16 protein-coding genes are annotated in these 15787 nt (G+C 35.0%); 14 read left to right on the top strand and 2 right to left on the bottom strand.

Features of this window, described 5'->3' with window-relative positions:
- The first annotated feature begins 33 nt into the window (after nucleotides 1–33).
- From NEH75_RS09810 to NEH75_RS09825, 4 genes are all read left to right on the top strand, one after another.
- A complete protein-coding gene (locus tag NEH75_RS09810) occupies nucleotides 34–552 on the top strand; it encodes an amidase domain-containing protein (RefSeq protein ID WP_262948841.1) in 519 nt (172 codons plus the stop codon).
- A 135-nt stretch (nucleotides 553–687) separates the two neighbouring features.
- The gene (locus NEH75_RS09815) at nucleotides 688–873 is read left to right on the top strand and encodes a hypothetical protein (RefSeq protein WP_055305575.1); all 186 of its coding nucleotides are present in this window, start codon (nucleotides 688–690) and stop codon (nucleotides 871–873) included.
- 183 nt (nucleotides 874–1056) lie between these two features.
- Nucleotides 1057–1236, top strand: a complete 180-nt coding sequence (locus tag NEH75_RS09820) for a hypothetical protein (RefSeq protein ID WP_055243440.1) — start codon at nucleotides 1057–1059, stop codon at nucleotides 1234–1236.
- A gap of 102 nt (nucleotides 1237–1338) precedes the next feature.
- Complete coding sequence (locus NEH75_RS09825; RefSeq protein ID WP_055243441.1) at nucleotides 1339–2172, top strand: Cof-type HAD-IIB family hydrolase; 834 nt, start codon at nucleotides 1339–1341, stop codon at nucleotides 2170–2172.
- Nucleotides 2173–2424: 252 nt separating this feature from the next.
- On the opposite strand, the gene feoB is transcribed toward NEH75_RS09825, so the two are convergent.
- Both feoB and NEH75_RS09835 read right to left on the bottom strand, forming a co-directional pair.
- Nucleotides 2425–4557 (bottom strand): ferrous iron transport protein B, encoded by a 2133-nt coding sequence (gene feoB, locus NEH75_RS09830; protein WP_055243442.1) that lies wholly within the window; start codon nucleotides 4555–4557, stop codon nucleotides 2425–2427.
- 17 nt (nucleotides 4558–4574) lie between these two features.
- The gene (locus tag NEH75_RS09835; protein WP_055243443.1) at nucleotides 4575–4808 is read right to left on the bottom strand and encodes a ferrous iron transport protein A; all 234 of its coding nucleotides are present in this window, start codon (nucleotides 4806–4808) and stop codon (nucleotides 4575–4577) included.
- A 431-nt stretch (nucleotides 4809–5239) separates the two neighbouring features.
- Here NEH75_RS09835 and NEH75_RS09840 point away from each other — a divergent pair, with 431 nt between their 5' ends.
- From NEH75_RS09840 to spo0A, 10 genes are all read left to right on the top strand, one after another.
- Nucleotides 5240–5611: an Asp23/Gls24 family envelope stress response protein gene (locus NEH75_RS09840; RefSeq protein ID WP_262948842.1), complete on the top strand. Its 372-nt coding sequence runs from the start codon at nucleotides 5240–5242 to the stop codon at nucleotides 5609–5611.
- Between the two features lie 146 nt (nucleotides 5612–5757).
- Complete coding sequence (gene nusB / locus NEH75_RS09845) at nucleotides 5758–6237, top strand: transcription antitermination factor NusB (protein WP_055243445.1); 480 nt, start codon at nucleotides 5758–5760, stop codon at nucleotides 6235–6237.
- 15 nt (nucleotides 6238–6252) lie between these two features.
- Entirely contained in the window at nucleotides 6253–7605 is a 1353-nt protein-coding gene (gene xseA / locus NEH75_RS09850; protein ID WP_055305574.1) for an exodeoxyribonuclease VII large subunit, read from the top strand.
- Nucleotides 7606–7619: 14 nt separating this feature from the next.
- Nucleotides 7620–7847, top strand: coding sequence for an exodeoxyribonuclease VII small subunit (gene xseB / locus NEH75_RS09855; protein WP_055275441.1), 228 nt, complete (start codon nucleotides 7620–7622; stop codon nucleotides 7845–7847).
- Between the two features lie 3 nt (nucleotides 7848–7850).
- Nucleotides 7851–8726 carry a polyprenyl synthetase family protein gene (locus NEH75_RS09860; RefSeq protein WP_055243448.1) on the top strand — a complete coding sequence of 292 codons (876 nt, stop codon included), beginning with the start codon at nucleotides 7851–7853 and terminating at the stop codon, nucleotides 8724–8726.
- A gap of 186 nt (nucleotides 8727–8912) precedes the next feature.
- Entirely contained in the window at nucleotides 8913–10784 is a 1872-nt protein-coding gene (gene dxs, locus NEH75_RS09865) for a 1-deoxy-D-xylulose-5-phosphate synthase (RefSeq protein WP_262948843.1), read from the top strand.
- Between the two features lie 16 nt (nucleotides 10785–10800).
- The gene (locus NEH75_RS09870) at nucleotides 10801–11607 is read left to right on the top strand and encodes a TlyA family RNA methyltransferase (RefSeq protein ID WP_055305572.1); all 807 of its coding nucleotides are present in this window, start codon (nucleotides 10801–10803) and stop codon (nucleotides 11605–11607) included.
- Between the two features lie 12 nt (nucleotides 11608–11619).
- Nucleotides 11620–13305: a DNA repair protein RecN gene (gene recN / locus NEH75_RS09875; protein WP_055305571.1), complete on the top strand. Its 1686-nt coding sequence runs from the start codon at nucleotides 11620–11622 to the stop codon at nucleotides 13303–13305.
- 129 nt (nucleotides 13306–13434) lie between these two features.
- Nucleotides 13435–14613 (top strand): SpoIVB peptidase, encoded by a 1179-nt coding sequence (gene spoIVB, locus NEH75_RS09880; protein WP_055305570.1) that lies wholly within the window; start codon nucleotides 13435–13437, stop codon nucleotides 14611–14613.
- Nucleotides 14614–14820: 207 nt separating this feature from the next.
- A complete protein-coding gene (gene spo0A / locus NEH75_RS09885) occupies nucleotides 14821–15630 on the top strand; it encodes a sporulation transcription factor Spo0A (RefSeq protein WP_055243453.1) in 810 nt (269 codons plus the stop codon).
- Nucleotides 15631–15787: the final 157 nt, after the last annotated feature.

A 15787-nucleotide genomic window follows, 5' to 3' on the forward strand; every position in this document is an offset into this window, starting at 1 on the left:
TAGAATAAGGTTATATAGAAAGGAGTGATAGTGGTGCAACTTAAACGTTATGAGCGTCAGAAAGCTATTGATTATGCTAGAGCATGGGCGTTAGGGCGAAATCCTGTGTATCATGATTATGAAAAATATGGGGGTGATTGTACGAATTATATTTCTCAGTGTTTGCATGCAGGAGATATCCCATTTGATGAATCAGGGCGAGATGTGACAACGAAATGGTATTGGTACAGTGATTACTCACGGACACCCTCTTGGACGGCAGCGAAGCCATTTGAGACCTATTTATTAAATAATAATAAAAAAGGGACACAAAACTATGGCATTTATGCCTCATTTTGTGAATATGATGAACTTGAACTTGGGGATTTAGTCCAAAAACGGGTGAATGGTGTTTTAACACACACGATGATTGTGACTTCAAAAGTATTAGATCGGTACGGGAATATTGTTGACTATTTAGTCTGTCAACATTCTTATGATTTAAAAGATTTTCCGTTATCACAAAAAGATGGTGTTCATAGTTATATTAAAATTCATGGTTATTATGCCTAATTCTTTATAAAAAAATAATCCGATTATTCTATAAAATACCTCGTTGAACTGTTGAAAAAGAAGAATGATTTCGAATTTTGGACTCATACTATTACTGTTGTTTAAGACAACAATAAAGAAAGTGAGGAATTCAAAATGAAAAATAATAATAACAGCAACAATAAAAATCAAGCAAACTATAATGCAAATACAAATGCAAATGTAAATGCAAAATCTAACCGTAACAAATCTAATGCAAACACAAATGCTAATGTAGAGTTTGCGACTGATTTTGCTACTTCAAACAATTGCAGAAACAATTCAAACAACAAAGAATGCTAGTTTAAGCAATCCAAATCCTAAAATGTTGAAATAAAAAAATCATGACAAATGTCATGATTTTTTTATTTGTGATTGATTAATAGGAAAAAATAAGCTTTATAGGGTTGTTCTGACACGAATGATTCTAAGTCATTTTCTCATACTAATAGTGTCGTTTTTCGACAAGAAAGTGAGGTTACGATTATGAGTTGTAAATCTAAAGCAAAAGCAGCAAAAACAGAAACAAATAATCAATGGTGTGGTCAAGCAGCAATTGGAAATAGCAGTGATCATGTAGAAAAAACTGAATTTAGTAATGAGTGGGCGTCAACCAATAAATTAGCGACTCAAGAACATCCAAATAAAAACAAAAAAACTTACTAAATCTTTAAGGTTAGTGACACAAAGCGCGAATGATTTTCTCATAGCGTTTTGTGTCTTTTTTTAGTATAATGATAGATAACAACATGAAGGAAGGGTGAGGATATGGAACTATTCGTTTCTGATTTAGATGGTACCTTATTAAATAAAGCAAGTGAAGTCTCTGAAAATAGTCGCACGATTATTAATGAGTTAATTGAAAAAGGGGTAAAGTTTACAGTAGCAACTGCTCGTACACATGCTACAGTTATTGAATTATTAGAAGGATTAAATATTCAAATGCCTATCGCCATTATGAATGGAGTAGGAATTTACGATTTAAAAAATAGAAAATATCTTGAGATTGTTGATATTTCAAAAGTAGCGGCGCAGCAAACGTTAGAAATTTTTGATCAATTAGGATTAGAGCCAATGGTTTACGGCATTAAAGATGATCAATTATCAGTCTTTTATCGTCAAATTAATAATCCGGTTTCAACAAATTTTTATGAGCAACGTAAAGATAAAACTCTAAAGACGTTTACCTCTGTTGATGAGTTTGAATCTGTTGTGGCGACTCACCAAATTGTAAATATACTTGTCTTTGATAAGTTAGAGTTAATTGAAGAAGCTTATCGTCAAGTTCAAAAAGTTGAAGGAATTAATGCGACTTATTATCCGACTCGTGAAGAAGGATTTGGATACATGGAATTATATAGTGCTAATGCCTCAAAAGCAAATGGGATTAAAGCATTAGCAAAATATGTTGAATTTGAAAAAATTATTGGATTCGGAGATAATTTAAACGATTTACCGATGTTTGAACTAGCAGATGAAGCATACGCTCCAGCAAATGCAGTAGATGAAATTAAGGCAGTGGCAACTAATGTTATTCGTCATCATGATGAAGACGCTATTGCCCTATACTTAAAAGAGCGTCATGAATCTACTCAAAAATAAAATTAAGTGGTTGTCAAATTGCTAACTAAACTGATTTCGTTAGCGGTGTGACAACCCTTTTTCTTTTGCTCCGATATTAAAACGCTTCAAATGTATTTATCTATTTTCGTAATGGCTAGTTATCCATGGACATTGTTCTTGTTCTCTCTGTTTTTAAGACCATTAATAAAATGAACGAGGAAGTGACTTAATAAAAAAGAGTCGCTCTTGCTTAATTAAATGCGATTAGTCAGGTTAACGACTCGGTTTCATTTAGGCCCATCCAAATAAATGGAAAATCACAGTGGTAACAAAGCAGAGGGCAATCCCAATTAAAGTTGGAATGATAAACGCGAGGGCTGCCCATTTATAGCTTCCAGTTTCTTTTTTGATCGTCATTAATGTGGTCGAACAAGGCCAATGACATAAGGTAAACAGCATGACATTAAGTCCAGTTAATAATGTCCATCCGTTATCTTTTAAGATTTGACTTAAAGTCGTGATACTATCAAATTCCACCATGGAACCACTTGATAGATACGCCATTAACAGAATAGGGATAACGATTTCATTAGCAGGTAATCCAAGAATAAAAGCCATTAAAATGAAACCATCTAGTCCGATGAATTGGGCAAACGGATTTAAGAAATTGGCGATATAAGTTAAAATGCTTAAGTCACCAATATAGAGATTGGCCATGCACCAAATGATAATTCCTGCAGGAACCGCAATCATGATGGCACGTCCTAACACGAAGAGGGTACGGTCAATAATCGATGTATAAAGGATGCGTCCTACTTGTGGGGTACGATATGGAGGAAGCTCAAGGGTAAAGGATGAGGGAACTCCTTTTAAAATGGTTTTAGATAACCCATAAGAAACAAGTAGCGTAATGATGACACCTAAAATAATAATTAAGCTTACGACAAGTGCGCTCATTAAACTGTTTTGAAAAGTGTTTAAGTTTAAGGTGAGTAGTAAGACACTTGCAATCGCGATAATAGTGGGAAATCGTCCATTGCAAATGACAAAGTTATTGGTTAAAATGGCAATCAATTTTTCTCGAGGGGATTCGATAATCCGACATCCAATAATTCCTGCTGCATTACATCCAAATCCCATACACATGGTTAAGCATTGTTTCCCATGAGCACAGGCTTTTTTAAATAAGTGATCGAGATTAAAGGCGACGCGAGGAAGGTAGCCTAAATCTTCGAGTAAAGTGAAGAGTGGGAAGAAAATAGCCATTGGTGGTAACATGACAGAGACGACATTTGCTAAGGTTTGATAAACACCGGATAAAAGCATGTTATGAAGCCAAGTAGGTGTGTGAATCCAATCTAGGAATTGATCAATATAACCTTCTACCCAAGAGAAAAAGTTAGCTAGTAGTTGGGATGGACCATTCGCACCTACGATGGTCAACCAAAAAATTACCAATAAAAGAAGAAGCATTAGTGGGATTCCGAACCATCTTGAAGTGATGACACGGTCAATTTTTAAATCGCGTTCGCGTGCGAGTTGCTTTTGATCAAGTGTATAAACATAATCGTTTTTGATTTGTTCAGCTTTAGCATAACTAACTTCAGTTAAGTGATCACGAATTTGTTCCTTATTAAGAGGCAATGGGATGTGAGTAGCAATTTCAGTTAGGGATTGAGATTGTTCAGGGCTTAAATATTGATTCATAGATTGGTAGATGCTCTCATTACCATCCATGAGACGAAGGGCTAACCAGCGTGGATTAAGATTGGGGAATTGCTTGTCAAGAAGCGGCATCAGTTCGTTCACATAAGCTTCAGTTTCCTGATTATAAAGCAGAGGTTGTTGATGAAAGTCATAGTTTTCATCAATGACTTGATCGATGGCAGCTTTTAGGTCATTGATTCCGACTCCGTTTCGAGCCGAGGTTAAAACAACTGGAATGCCTAAGTCTGCTTCAATTTCCGCTTTATTCACGACAATTCCTTTTTTCTTTGCCTCATCGATTAAGTTAACACATAAAATCACACGATCAGTTAATTCCATAATTTGAAAGGCCAGATGAAGATTACGCTCTAAGGCAGTGGCGTCTGTGACCACAACGACGAGGTTGGGTTTTCCAAAGCAAATGAAATCACGAGCCACGATTTCTTCTTCTGAGGTCGCAAATAAAGAATAGGTTCCAGGGAGATCCACTAAGACATAATCGTGGGTGGCTGTTTTAAACTCTCCGCGAGCATTGGTCACCGTTTTTCCTGGCCAGTTTCCGGTATGTTGATGTAGTCCTGTTAACGTATTAAAGACTGTACTCTTTCCGGTATTCGGATTCCCAGCTAAGGCGATCACGAATTGGTCGTCTCGTCTATCAATATTAAATAAATCTTGTAAAGCCTTCCTTTTAGTTGAACTATACGTCAATCCCATTGAGTCATTCCTCCTTATTAATCATGAATGGGTTTAACCATAATTAAACTTCCTTCCTCTTCTCGTAGTGCAATCATCGCTCCGCGAATGTTATAGACGGTAAGGTTGTTTTTAGGTCCTTTTTTAATGACATCGATTAAAGCACCAGTCGTAATTCCTAATGCTAATAAACGTTCACGTAATAAGCCTGTTGCTGTGAGTTTTGTAACTTTAACTGTCGTTTGGCATTCAACTTCGTTTAATTTTTTCATTATCATCACTCCAATTAATATTTTAGCTATGGCTAACTTTTGGAATAAAAGAGAAGATAATCGAATGAGAAGGTGATTCTTCATTGACTCTTGGATCTTTTATTTCATTGACTTGTATAAAATATGATATAAAACGTATGTTTGCACATCGTTTCGTGTCATTTTATAAAAATGGGCAGATTCGTCAAAAGCAGGGGAGAACTGAAGGGAATTTAGAGGGTTCTGGCTCTCTATCAACCATTGATAAATCTTAGCCGAGGCTAACTTTTGAATGCTAGTCCCTATATCGTATGAGAAAGGTGAGAAAAGGTGACAAAAAACAAAATCATTCATTTTTTACAGTTTTTGTTTAATGGATGGGATAGTATTTGCACAACGGTTCAAACTATAGTATTATTATAGTAGTTGCATATGATTGGAGGAGAATATTGATGGCTGTGTCAAAATATTATCGTATTGAAGAAGCAAACCAAGAAATTGGGAATATTGAAATTCATTCACAAGTTTTTGAAGTGATTGCCCATAACGCCACAGCAGAAATTGAAGGGGTTTCAAAGATGTTTAAAAGTATCTCACAATCAATTGCCGATACTTTTAATAGTAAAAAACACCGTAATGGTGTTGAAGTTGAATTTGATGAAAATGGATTAGTTATTGATGTATATGTGAGTATTAAAGTGGGTTATGCCATTAATGAAGTCGCTGAGAAAATCCAAAAAAACATTCATCAAATGATTTATCATATGACATCTGTCAAAACGTCTGAAATTTACGTTCATGTCGTATCGATTGATTTTGATTAAAAAAATAAACCACTTTTAGTGGTTTATTTTTATTTTTTTCGGCAAATTCTTGATAAATATGATAACATATATAGTTGAAACCTTTAAAAATAGTATACAATATAGTTGTAGCAACTTAGAAGATTTGAATAGAAAGAGGGATTTTTGTGATTCGTCATGTATTACGTCAATTTGCAGTACAAACATTATACCAAATGGAAGTGGGGCAGATGACCAAAGAAGAAGCCATCGAAAACGTTGAATGGATGGTTGAAGGTTTAAAAGAAGAAGCTATGGAATTAATGGCTGAAGAAGTAACACCACATCAAATTCTTGAAGTCGAACGTCAATTTACATTAGATGAGTTCTATTTTGAATTAGTAAACGGTGTTTTAACTCATAAAGAAGATTTAGATCAAATCATTGATGAAAACTTAAAAGGATGGAGTTTTTCACGTTTAAATAAAGTTGATAAAGCCATTTTACGCTTAGCAACATATGAGATGAAATTCTGTCAAGAGACACCTCATAAAATTATCATCGATGAAGCGGTAGAATTAACAAAAGAATTCTCAGATACTGGAGATGGAAAAGCACGTAGCTTTAATAATAAAGTATTAGACCAAATTAGTAAGCACTTTGCATAGTAGGATGTGAAACCGATGGAGGAGAGACAACCCTTAACCGTTAAGGCGTTAACGAAATATATTAAGTTAAAATTCGATTATGATAAAAATTTACAACACCTCCTTCTAAAGGGAGAATTATCAAACGTCAAACGACATTCACGTGGACATCTTTACTTCACATTAAAAGATGATGAGGCACAAATTAATGCGGTGATGTTTGCCAGTGCGGCTTCACATTTAACTTTTGTGCCGACCGAGGGAATGCAAGTGGTTGTCAAAGGCCATATTACCGTTTATGAAGCGGGCGGTTCTTATTCAATGTATGTTAAAGAAATGACGGAAGACGGAGTTGGAAATCTTTATGTTGCTTTTACGCAAATGAAAGAGCGTTTAGGGGCCGAGGGATTATTTGATGCAAGATTCAAGCAACCTATCCCAACTTCCCCTCAGGCGGTTGGGGTGATTACTTCACCCACAGGTGCTGCGATTCGTGATATTCTTTCCACGATTAAACGTCGTTTCCCACTGGTCAAAGTTTATGTGTACCCAGCACTTGTTCAAGGTGAACAGGCAGAAGCTTCGATTGTATCATGTATTAAACAAGCGAATGAAATGAAGTTGGTGGATACGTTAATTGTTGGTCGTGGAGGAGGTTCAATTGAGGATTTATGGGCGTTTAATAAAGAGGGTGTAGCTCGTGCAATCTTTGAATCAAAAATTCCAATTATTTCAGCCGTAGGTCATGAAACAGATTTTACCATTGCTGATTTTGTGGCAGATCATCGTGCACCGACTCCAACAGGAGCGGCAGAGATGGCCGTTCCCAATTTACCAGATGTGTTAAAGCATTTTAATCAACTAAATGTTCGACTCAATCATAATTTCAATGTTCAATTTGAACAAAAGAAGAATCAATTAGCACAGCTAAGTAATCATTATATTATGAAAAATCCACATGCTTTATTTGAGCAACGATTAATGCATGTGAATCAATTGAATGATAAGTTACAATTTGTTTTACAAGATCAGTTAACTAAACGGAAAGCTCAGTTTGCAACGGATTATCATCGATTAATTCAATTTAATCCAATGGTCAAGGTTGACAGTTCTAAACAACACGTCGCCTTTTTAACTCAACAGTTAAAAGCATTGATGAGTGAGCACCTATCAGAGCATAAGCAAAACTATCACGTGCTATTAACGAAACTTGAGATGTTAAATCCATTATCCATTTTGAAAAAAGGATATTCAGTGATTACTGATGAAAATGAAGAGATGATTACAACGGTTCAATCTATGAGGGTAGGTCAGATCATTTCAGTTGCCTTAGATGATGGAACCGTGAAAGCATCGATCAAAGAAATTCAACCAAGTGAAAGCAATTAAAGGGGTGATTTTGAATGAGTGAATCAAAAATGAATTTTGATGAAGCATTACAGCAATTAGAACAAGTCGTGCGTCAATTAGAAGCAGGAAACTTACCATTAGAGCGCTCAATTGAGTTATATAAGCAAGGAATGTTGCTTTCAAATGAGTGCCATCAAAAATTACAACAGATTGAATCAGAGGTTGCTAAGCTCGTGGATCCAACTGGTTCGATGACTGATTTTGAGGTATCGGGGGAATAATAGATGTTAGCACAGTATATTGCAAAACATAAAACACCATTCGATGCGTACATGATGAGTTTAATTGAAGGTGAAGCCATTCCAAACCAGTTAAAAGAATCGATGCTTTATTCGCTTTCTGTGGGTGGAAAACGATTAAGACCAATTTTATTATTTGCTGTTTTAGATACATTAGGATTAGAGGCAACCTGTGGTTATCAAACCGCTTCTGCTCTTGAAATGATTCATACGTATTCACTTATTCATGATGACTTACCTGCTATGGATGATGATGATTTAAGACGTGGAAAACCAACTAATCATAAAGTGTTTGGTGAAGCAACTGCGATTTTAGCTGGAGATAGTTTGCTTACGCATGCGTTTAAGGTGATTTGTAGTGATGAAGGTTTATCGTTACAACAACGTTTAGAGCTTGTTTCAATGTTATCAATGGCAGCTGGGCCTATGGGAATGGTAGCTGGACAAATGTTAGATATGGAAGCAGAGACGAAGCCAATTACACTTGAACAGTTAAAGCAGATTCATGTCAATAAAACGGGACGTTTAATCGAGTTTTCAATTGTTGCCGCAGCTGTTATTGCACAGGCATCTGAAGAGACGATTCAATTGCTGCGTCAATTTGCGGGGCATGTTGGATTAGCCTTTCAAATTAAAGATGATATCTTGGATGTGGAAGGTAAAGGTGATTTAATTGGGAAAGATGTTGGAAGCGATATGGAAAATGGGAAAAGTACCTATGTTTCATTAACTTCATTAGATGAAGCTAAAGTGATGCTCAATGAAGAAATTGAAGCAGCTCTAGCGATATTAGAGGAGTTACCATATGAGACTTCATTATTAGCGGCGATCACCGATTACGTCAAAGAACGTCAAGCATAAATTAGGGGGCGATTTTTATATAATCGCCTTTTATTATGTTTAAAGTCAATGATCTACCGAGGAAAAGAAGAGGTAGTTTATAGGAATTAAAGTCGAAATATGGTATGATAAAAAGAGATAGAAAAATAGAATTTTTATCTAAAATGACAGATAATAAATATGTGAAACAAGGTTGGAGTGATTAAGATGTATGACATCGAGAAGATTACAAATCCTTCATTCATCAAGAATTTGTCAACTAAAGAAATGCAAGTGTTATGTCAGGATATTAGAACATTTTTGATTGATTCTTTATCAAAAACAGGTGGTCATGTATCATCAAATCTTGGGGTAGTAGAGTTGACAGTGGCGATGCATAAAGTGTTTAATTCGCCAGAAGATAAATTCATTTGGGATGTTGGACATCAAGTATATATTCATAAAATGTTAACGGGAAGAGCAAATCAATTTTCAACGTTAAGACAATATAAGGGATTATCTGGTTTTCCCAAGCGTAAAGAATCAGAGCATGATTGCTGGGAAACAGGACATGCTTCAACTTCGATTTCAGCAGCAGTCGGGATGGCTTATGCTAGAGATTTAAATGATGAAAATTATCACGTAGTGGCAGTGATTGGTGATGGATCCTTAACAGGTGGGATGGCTTATGAGGCATTAAACCATATCGGTCATACGAATAAACGTTTAATTGTCATCATTAATGATAATGAAATGGCCATTTCACCAAATGTAGGGGCGCTTCATAATATTTTTGGAAGTATTCGTACGAATGAATCGTACTTAAATACGAAACGTCGTCTGAAAAAGTTATTGAAAAATACGCAATTATTAAATCGTGTGATGTATCGTGCGAAAGGAAGTTTAAAACGTTTTGTTATCGGTGAGACACCATTTGATGCGATGGGATTCAAGTATTTTGGACCCGTAGATGGACATAATCTAGATGATTTAATTAAAAATTTAAACTTTGCTAAAAAAGCAGACAAGCCAGTCATTGTTCATGTGAAAACGAAAAAGGGAAAAGGTTATTCGGTTGCAGAAGCAGATAAAGTTGGAACGTGGCATGGTGTTGGGAAGTTTAATAAAGAAACGGGTGAAGTTTCAGTTCATAAAAAAGAAAATTGTGTTTCTTGGAGTAAATTAATGTGTAACGGATTAATTGAGTTAACTAAACATGACTCACGCGTTTCAGTGATTACACCTGCTATGATTAATGGCTCAGCATTAAATGATTATCAAATGCTTTACCCTGATCGATTAATAGATGTAGGGATTGCAGAAGAACATGCGGTAACAATGGCTGGTGGAATGGCAACTCAAGGAATGAAGCCATTTGTTTCCATTTACTCAACGTTTTTTAAGCGTGCGTTTGACCAAGTTCACCATGATGTTGCAAGACAAAATTTAAATGTTGTATTTGGCGTGGATCGTGCAGGAATTGTAGGGGCTGATGGAGAAACTCACCAAGGGCTATATGATATTCCAATGTTACGCCCCATTCCCAATATGACAATCATGATGCCGAAAGATGCGAAAGAAGCGTATGATTTATTGTATACGGCATATGAAATTAATGGACCAGTTGCGATTCGTTATCCGCGTGGTGATGTTTTCAATGTGGTACCAAATTATGAGTCGTGGCAATCAGTACCTGTTGGTTCTTGGACGACGCTTAAATCAGGAGCAGATGCTTATCTTCTTTCGATGGGACCGATTCTTGATGATTTAGTTCAATTAGCGGAAGATTTAAGTGAAGCCGAAGGAATTAACGTTGGAGTGATTAATACCCGCTTCATTAAGCCACTAGATACTCGTCTTTTAGATGAGTTAGCAAAACTTGAGGTTCCGCTCATTGTTTATGAAGAGTCAGCGATGATTGGTGGACTAGGAACAGCCATTTTAGAGTATTATAATGAAACAAACCAAACAGTTAAGGTGAAACGATTAGGAGTTCCAGATGTTTATGTTCAACATGGTAGTGTCCCAGAGGTGCTGGCAGAACTCCATCTTTCATTAGATGATATTAAAGCAGAAATTAATCAAGTAATTAAAAAGTAGGTCGGTGTCAAAAAACATGAAAAAAGAACGTATTGATGTGTTATTAACACAATTAGGATATTTTAATTCACGTGAAAATGCAAAGCGTGCAATTATGGCGGGTCTTGTTTTAGTCGATCAAGAACGCGTCGATAAACCAGGAGAAAAAGTGCCTGTAGAAGCAAAAATTACGGTTAAAGGAAATGTATGTCCATATGTTAGCCGCGGAGGATTTAAACTTGAAAAAGCGATTAAAACGTTTAATATTGATTTAACCGATAAAACGATTATCGATATTGGGGCGTCAACAGGTGGATTTACGGACTGTGCCCTGCAAAATGGAGCTAAGTTATCGTATGCTGTTGATGTAGGATACAATCAATTAGATTGGAAGATGCGTCAGGATGAGCGTGTTATTTGCATGGAGCGTACGAACTTCCGATATATGACACCTGAAGACTTAAAGTTTGGAGCTCCTCAGTTTGCATGTATCGATGTTTCATTTATTTCGTTAAAAATCATTCTCCCTGTCTTAAAGCAATTACTGGCTAAAGAGGGTGAGATTGTTGCATTAATTAAACCTCAATTTGAAGCCGGAAAAGATCAAGTTGGTAAAAAAGGAATCGTTCGTGATGCTAAGGTACATATTAAAGTTATTCAAGACATTCTTGAATTTATTACAGCCCTTGATTTAAGTGTGCTTGGATTAACTTACTCGCCCATTAAAGGGGGAGAAGGAAATATTGAATTTTTAGTACATATAGGCTATAATGAAAATATGCGAACAAACGTTTACGAAAAAGATATTATTCAAATCGTAAGCGATGCACATAGTCAGTTATAGTAGGTGGTTAATATGTTATCGCATTTGTCAATTCAGAACATGGCGATTATCGAATCTTTACAATTAGATTTAAATAAAAATATGACTGTTTTAACGGGTGAAACAGGTGCAGGGAAATCAATTATTATTGATGCTATTTCTTTATTAATCGGCGATCGTGCGTCAACTGATCTTATTCGTCATCATGAAGAGATGGCAGTAATTGAAGGTATTTTTGAAATTGAACAAAATAAGCCATTAAAAGCTTATCTTTTAGAACAAAATATTCCAGTTGAAGAACAATTATTAGTTAAACGAACGATTAAACGAGTTGGAAATGGTCAGATTCGTGTTAATGGTGAATTATTATCGGCGAATCAATTAAAGGAAATTGGACAATTTTTAGTTGATATTCATGTACAGCATGATACGCATCGGTTATTCCATAACGAGTATAACTATCAATTAATTGATAATTTTGATTTAACGGAGCAAGTTAGTGTAACGAACGACGTTTATCAACAAGCACTTAAAGAATATAATCAAGCTAAACAGGCTTACATTAATTTTAAAAAGAACGCTGAAGAAATTCAAAAACGACTGGATTTAATTCTGTTTCAAAAGAATGAAATTGAGAAGGCTAACTTAAAAAAAGGTGAGCTTGAAGAGTTAGAAGAGCGTCGTCACCTCATATTGAATTCAGATAAGCTTCACAAAACATACGGTCAGATTTTACATGGTTTAAATTGCGACGGTGGGGCAGTAGAACGACTATATCAAGCATATAATGCGACGCAAACCTTAGCTAATATTGATGAAAGTCTTTCTTCTGCTGTGACGCAAATGGGTGATATTTATTATGGGTTAGAGGAGTTTGTTAATTTAATCTCATCTAAATTAGATGAATTGAATTACTATCCTGAAGAACTTGAAGAAATTGAATCGCGCCTCAATGAACTCCAACAACTCAAACGTAAATATCGTTTAGAAGTTGATGAAATCATGGCTTATTATGATCAAATTGTAACTGAACTAGCGCAGGTAGAAGATTCAGAACACTATGAGCATTCCTTGTATCAAGTTTTAGAAAAAGCGTATCATCACTTAATTGAAGCGGGAGAAGCATTAAATCAAAAACGTTTAGAAATCTCAAATAGAATTAAGACACAGCTGATTGCTGAACTACAAGACCTTCAATTATTTAATGCTCAGTTTGATATTGAATTTACACGTTTAAAAACAGATGATATGATTAATACTATTTTTTCGACACATGGAATTTATGAAATTCAGTTTTTATTAAGTACAAATAAAGGTGAGCCAATGAAACCACTGAATAAAGTTGCTTCAGGTGGTGAATTATCTCGTATTATGTTAGCTTTAAAAACGATTCTCAATCGAGGGCAATACATATCTACCATTATATTTGATGAAATTGATACGGGGGTCAGTGGTCAAGTGGCATCAAGTATCGGCTCAAAAATGAAAGAAATTGCTAATCAAAAGCAAGTTCTGTGTATCACCCATTTACCACAAGTTGCTTCACTTGCCGATCATCATATTCATGTTAGTAAATATGAAAAAGAAGGACGAACAGTGACGGCCGTTAAAAAATTAACAACAGATGAACGAATACATGAAGTTGCAAGAATGTTAAGTAGTGATAATGTGACTGAATCTGCCTTGTTAAATGCTAAACAACTCCTACAACAACTTTAATAAAAAGAATTCCAATTTTTTTATTCATTTGAACAAAAAAATTGGAATTCTTTTTTTTCTATATTTAGTGTTGAAAAAGCCATAATAATAGCGTAGTTCGTGTCGGATAAAGTTGAAAGGAGGCGCAATATGAATAAAAAAATAAATAAAAAAAGCTTTTTAGCTCATAATATATTAATATTTGTCTTCTCTTTATTAAGTATTAGCGCTCCTGCACAAGAGTATGCATGGGCACAATCTAATAATGAACAACTTTTACATATTGATGAAAAACGAAAAATCTATGAGGTTTCTTATTCTTCAAGTGAAGAATCGACACCAGTTAACCAAACTGAAGGACGCTATATGTTAATCCCGGGTGGTGACGCGATTGGGATCAAAATTCAGACAGATGGTCTTGTGGTGGTAGATACGTATCAAGTCAATACAGCAGAAGGAACTATTAATCCAGCTAAAGATGCTGGGATTATGAAAGGTGATTTAATTTTAGCAGTTAATAATCAGAAGGTTTCAACGATTGAGGAGTATAAAGAGCAGCTTTTACTCGCAGAGCAAAGTAAACAAATGATTTTAACCATTAACCGTCAAGGAAAGACATCACATTTAACTGTTCACCCTGTGATCTCTACAGATGGAGTGATGACAACTGGGCTATACTTAAGAGATAAATTAGCGGGAATCGGAACTTTAACTTTTATTGATCCGAATTCACATAAATATGGAGCATTAGGTCATGAAATAATCGATCAAGATACGAATCAGTTAGTTAGTATAAAAAATGGTGAAATTATTAATTCGAATGTAGTTTCTGTTCGTAAAGCAACAAGTGGTAAACCTGGTGAAAAAGTCGCCGACATCTTATTTGATGATAAGTTAGGGACATTAGAAAAAAATAATAATTTTGGTATTTATGGTGTTATGAGTTCAGAGTTACATAATCAAAAAGATTTAATGCCCATTGCTTATATTAATGAAGTAAAAGCAGGTCCCGCACAAATTTTAACTGTCTTAAATGGAAATAAAGTGGAAGCGTTTGATATTAATATTACCGAAGTTAATATGCAAACACAAAAAGCAATAAAAGGAATTAAATATACGGTAACAGATGAACGTTTAATCAATCAAACAGGTGGAATTGTCCAGGGGATGAGTGGAAGCCCTATTATTCAAGATGGTAAAATTGTTGGTGCTGTGACTCACGTTTTAGTTCATGATTCAACGATGGGATATGGTATCTTTATTGAATGGATGTTACAAGAGTCGGGAATCAACTATCGTAGCGAAGAAGCACAATCTGATGCAGCCTAATAAGTGAGATTCGTTTTTTCGACATAATCAGACAACAACAAGATAAACTAAACCGAAACGAAATAAAAGACAAAACATGATAAAAAATATTTGTCGAATATATTTATGAAAATTTATAATCTCTCAAAAAATGAGAAGTAATTATTGAAAAATGTAAGGAACTGTAATTTAATAGATATATAACCGGAAAAATTAGGGGGCCAAAAAATGAATAAATTAAAAGTTCTATTAGCTGACGACAATAAAGAATTAATAACGGTATTATCTGAGTATATTTCCTTACAAGAGGACATGGAAGTTGTAGAAGTAGCGGGAAATGGAAATGAGGTATTATCTGTTTTAAGACAACGCGACATCGACATTTTATTATTAGATGTTGTTATGCCTGATCTAGATGGGGTAAGTGTATTAGAAGAATTAAAAGAAAATCCAACCCTATATAAACGTCCACGACATATTATTATGTTTACTGCATTCAATCAAGAGAAAATCATGATGCGTGCTGCTGAATTAGGGGCATCGTATTTCATTATGAAACCATTTGAAATTAATAAAATTGTTAAAATCATTCGTGATATTAATGTTCGTTTCGATACGACAGAAGTATCAAAGCCGGTCAACCATTTATATGGAAATCGTCCAGCAGTAAAAGAGTTTGATTTAGAGTCAGAGATTACAAATATTTTACATGAAATGGGTGTACCAGCACATATTAAAGGGTACTTATACTTACGAGAATCAATCAATATGGTTTATAATGATATTGAACTTCTTGGATCAATTACAAAGGTATTGTATCCAGACGTGGCTAAAAAATATAAGACAACAGCTTCACGTGTTGAACGTGCAATTCGTCATGCGATTGAAGTGGCATGGAACCGTGGAAATATCGAAGCTATTTCAAATATCTTTGGGTATACAGTAAGCGTTTCAAAATCAAAACCAACAAACTCAGAGTTTATTGCGATGATTGCAGATAAACTACGTTTAGAACATAAAAATAAAGTTGCATCTTAATTGTCTAATCCTTGAGCATTGAGTTCCAATGCTCTTTTTTTTATAGTATTCACCATCGTTGTACTTTTATCATATATTAATTCAGAATGGAAGTAACTCACATCAAGAGACTAACATGACTGAAAATGATAATGAAAGGAGGAATAAGATGATTGAT

Source organism: Turicibacter sp. T129, assembly GCF_025594975.1.
GTDB lineage: Bacteria > Bacillota_I > Bacilli_A > MOL361 > Turicibacteraceae > Turicibacter > Turicibacter bilis.

Coding starts and splice junctions, on each gene's coding strand:
- NEH75_RS09835 (WP_055243443.1), bottom strand. CDS start 4,808: ATGAAAAAATTAAACGAAGTTGAATGCCAAACGACAGTTAAAGTTACA.
- feoB (WP_055243442.1), bottom strand. CDS start 4,557: ATGGGATTGACGTATAGTTCAACTAAAAGGAAGGCTTTACAAGATTTA.
- dxs (WP_262948843.1), top strand. CDS start 8,913: ATGTATGACATCGAGAAGATTACAAATCCTTCATTCATCAAGAATTTG.
- NEH75_RS09820 (WP_055243440.1), top strand. CDS start 1,057: ATGAGTTGTAAATCTAAAGCAAAAGCAGCAAAAACAGAAACAAATAAT.
- spo0A (WP_055243453.1), top strand. CDS start 14,821: ATGAATAAATTAAAAGTTCTATTAGCTGACGACAATAAAGAATTAATA.
- xseB (WP_055275441.1), top strand. CDS start 7,620: ATGAGTGAATCAAAAATGAATTTTGATGAAGCATTACAGCAATTAGAA.
- NEH75_RS09825 (WP_055243441.1), top strand. CDS start 1,339: ATGGAACTATTCGTTTCTGATTTAGATGGTACCTTATTAAATAAAGCA.
- NEH75_RS09870 (WP_055305572.1), top strand. CDS start 10,801: ATGAAAAAAGAACGTATTGATGTGTTATTAACACAATTAGGATATTTT.
- NEH75_RS09860 (WP_055243448.1), top strand. CDS start 7,851: ATGTTAGCACAGTATATTGCAAAACATAAAACACCATTCGATGCGTAC.
- NEH75_RS09840 (WP_262948842.1), top strand. CDS start 5,240: ATGGCTGTGTCAAAATATTATCGTATTGAAGAAGCAAACCAAGAAATT.
- xseA (WP_055305574.1), top strand. CDS start 6,253: ATGGAGGAGAGACAACCCTTAACCGTTAAGGCGTTAACGAAATATATT.
- recN (WP_055305571.1), top strand. CDS start 11,620: ATGTTATCGCATTTGTCAATTCAGAACATGGCGATTATCGAATCTTTA.
- spoIVB (WP_055305570.1), top strand. CDS start 13,435: ATGAATAAAAAAATAAATAAAAAAAGCTTTTTAGCTCATAATATATTA.
- NEH75_RS09815 (WP_055305575.1), top strand. CDS start 688: ATGAAAAATAATAATAACAGCAACAATAAAAATCAAGCAAACTATAAT.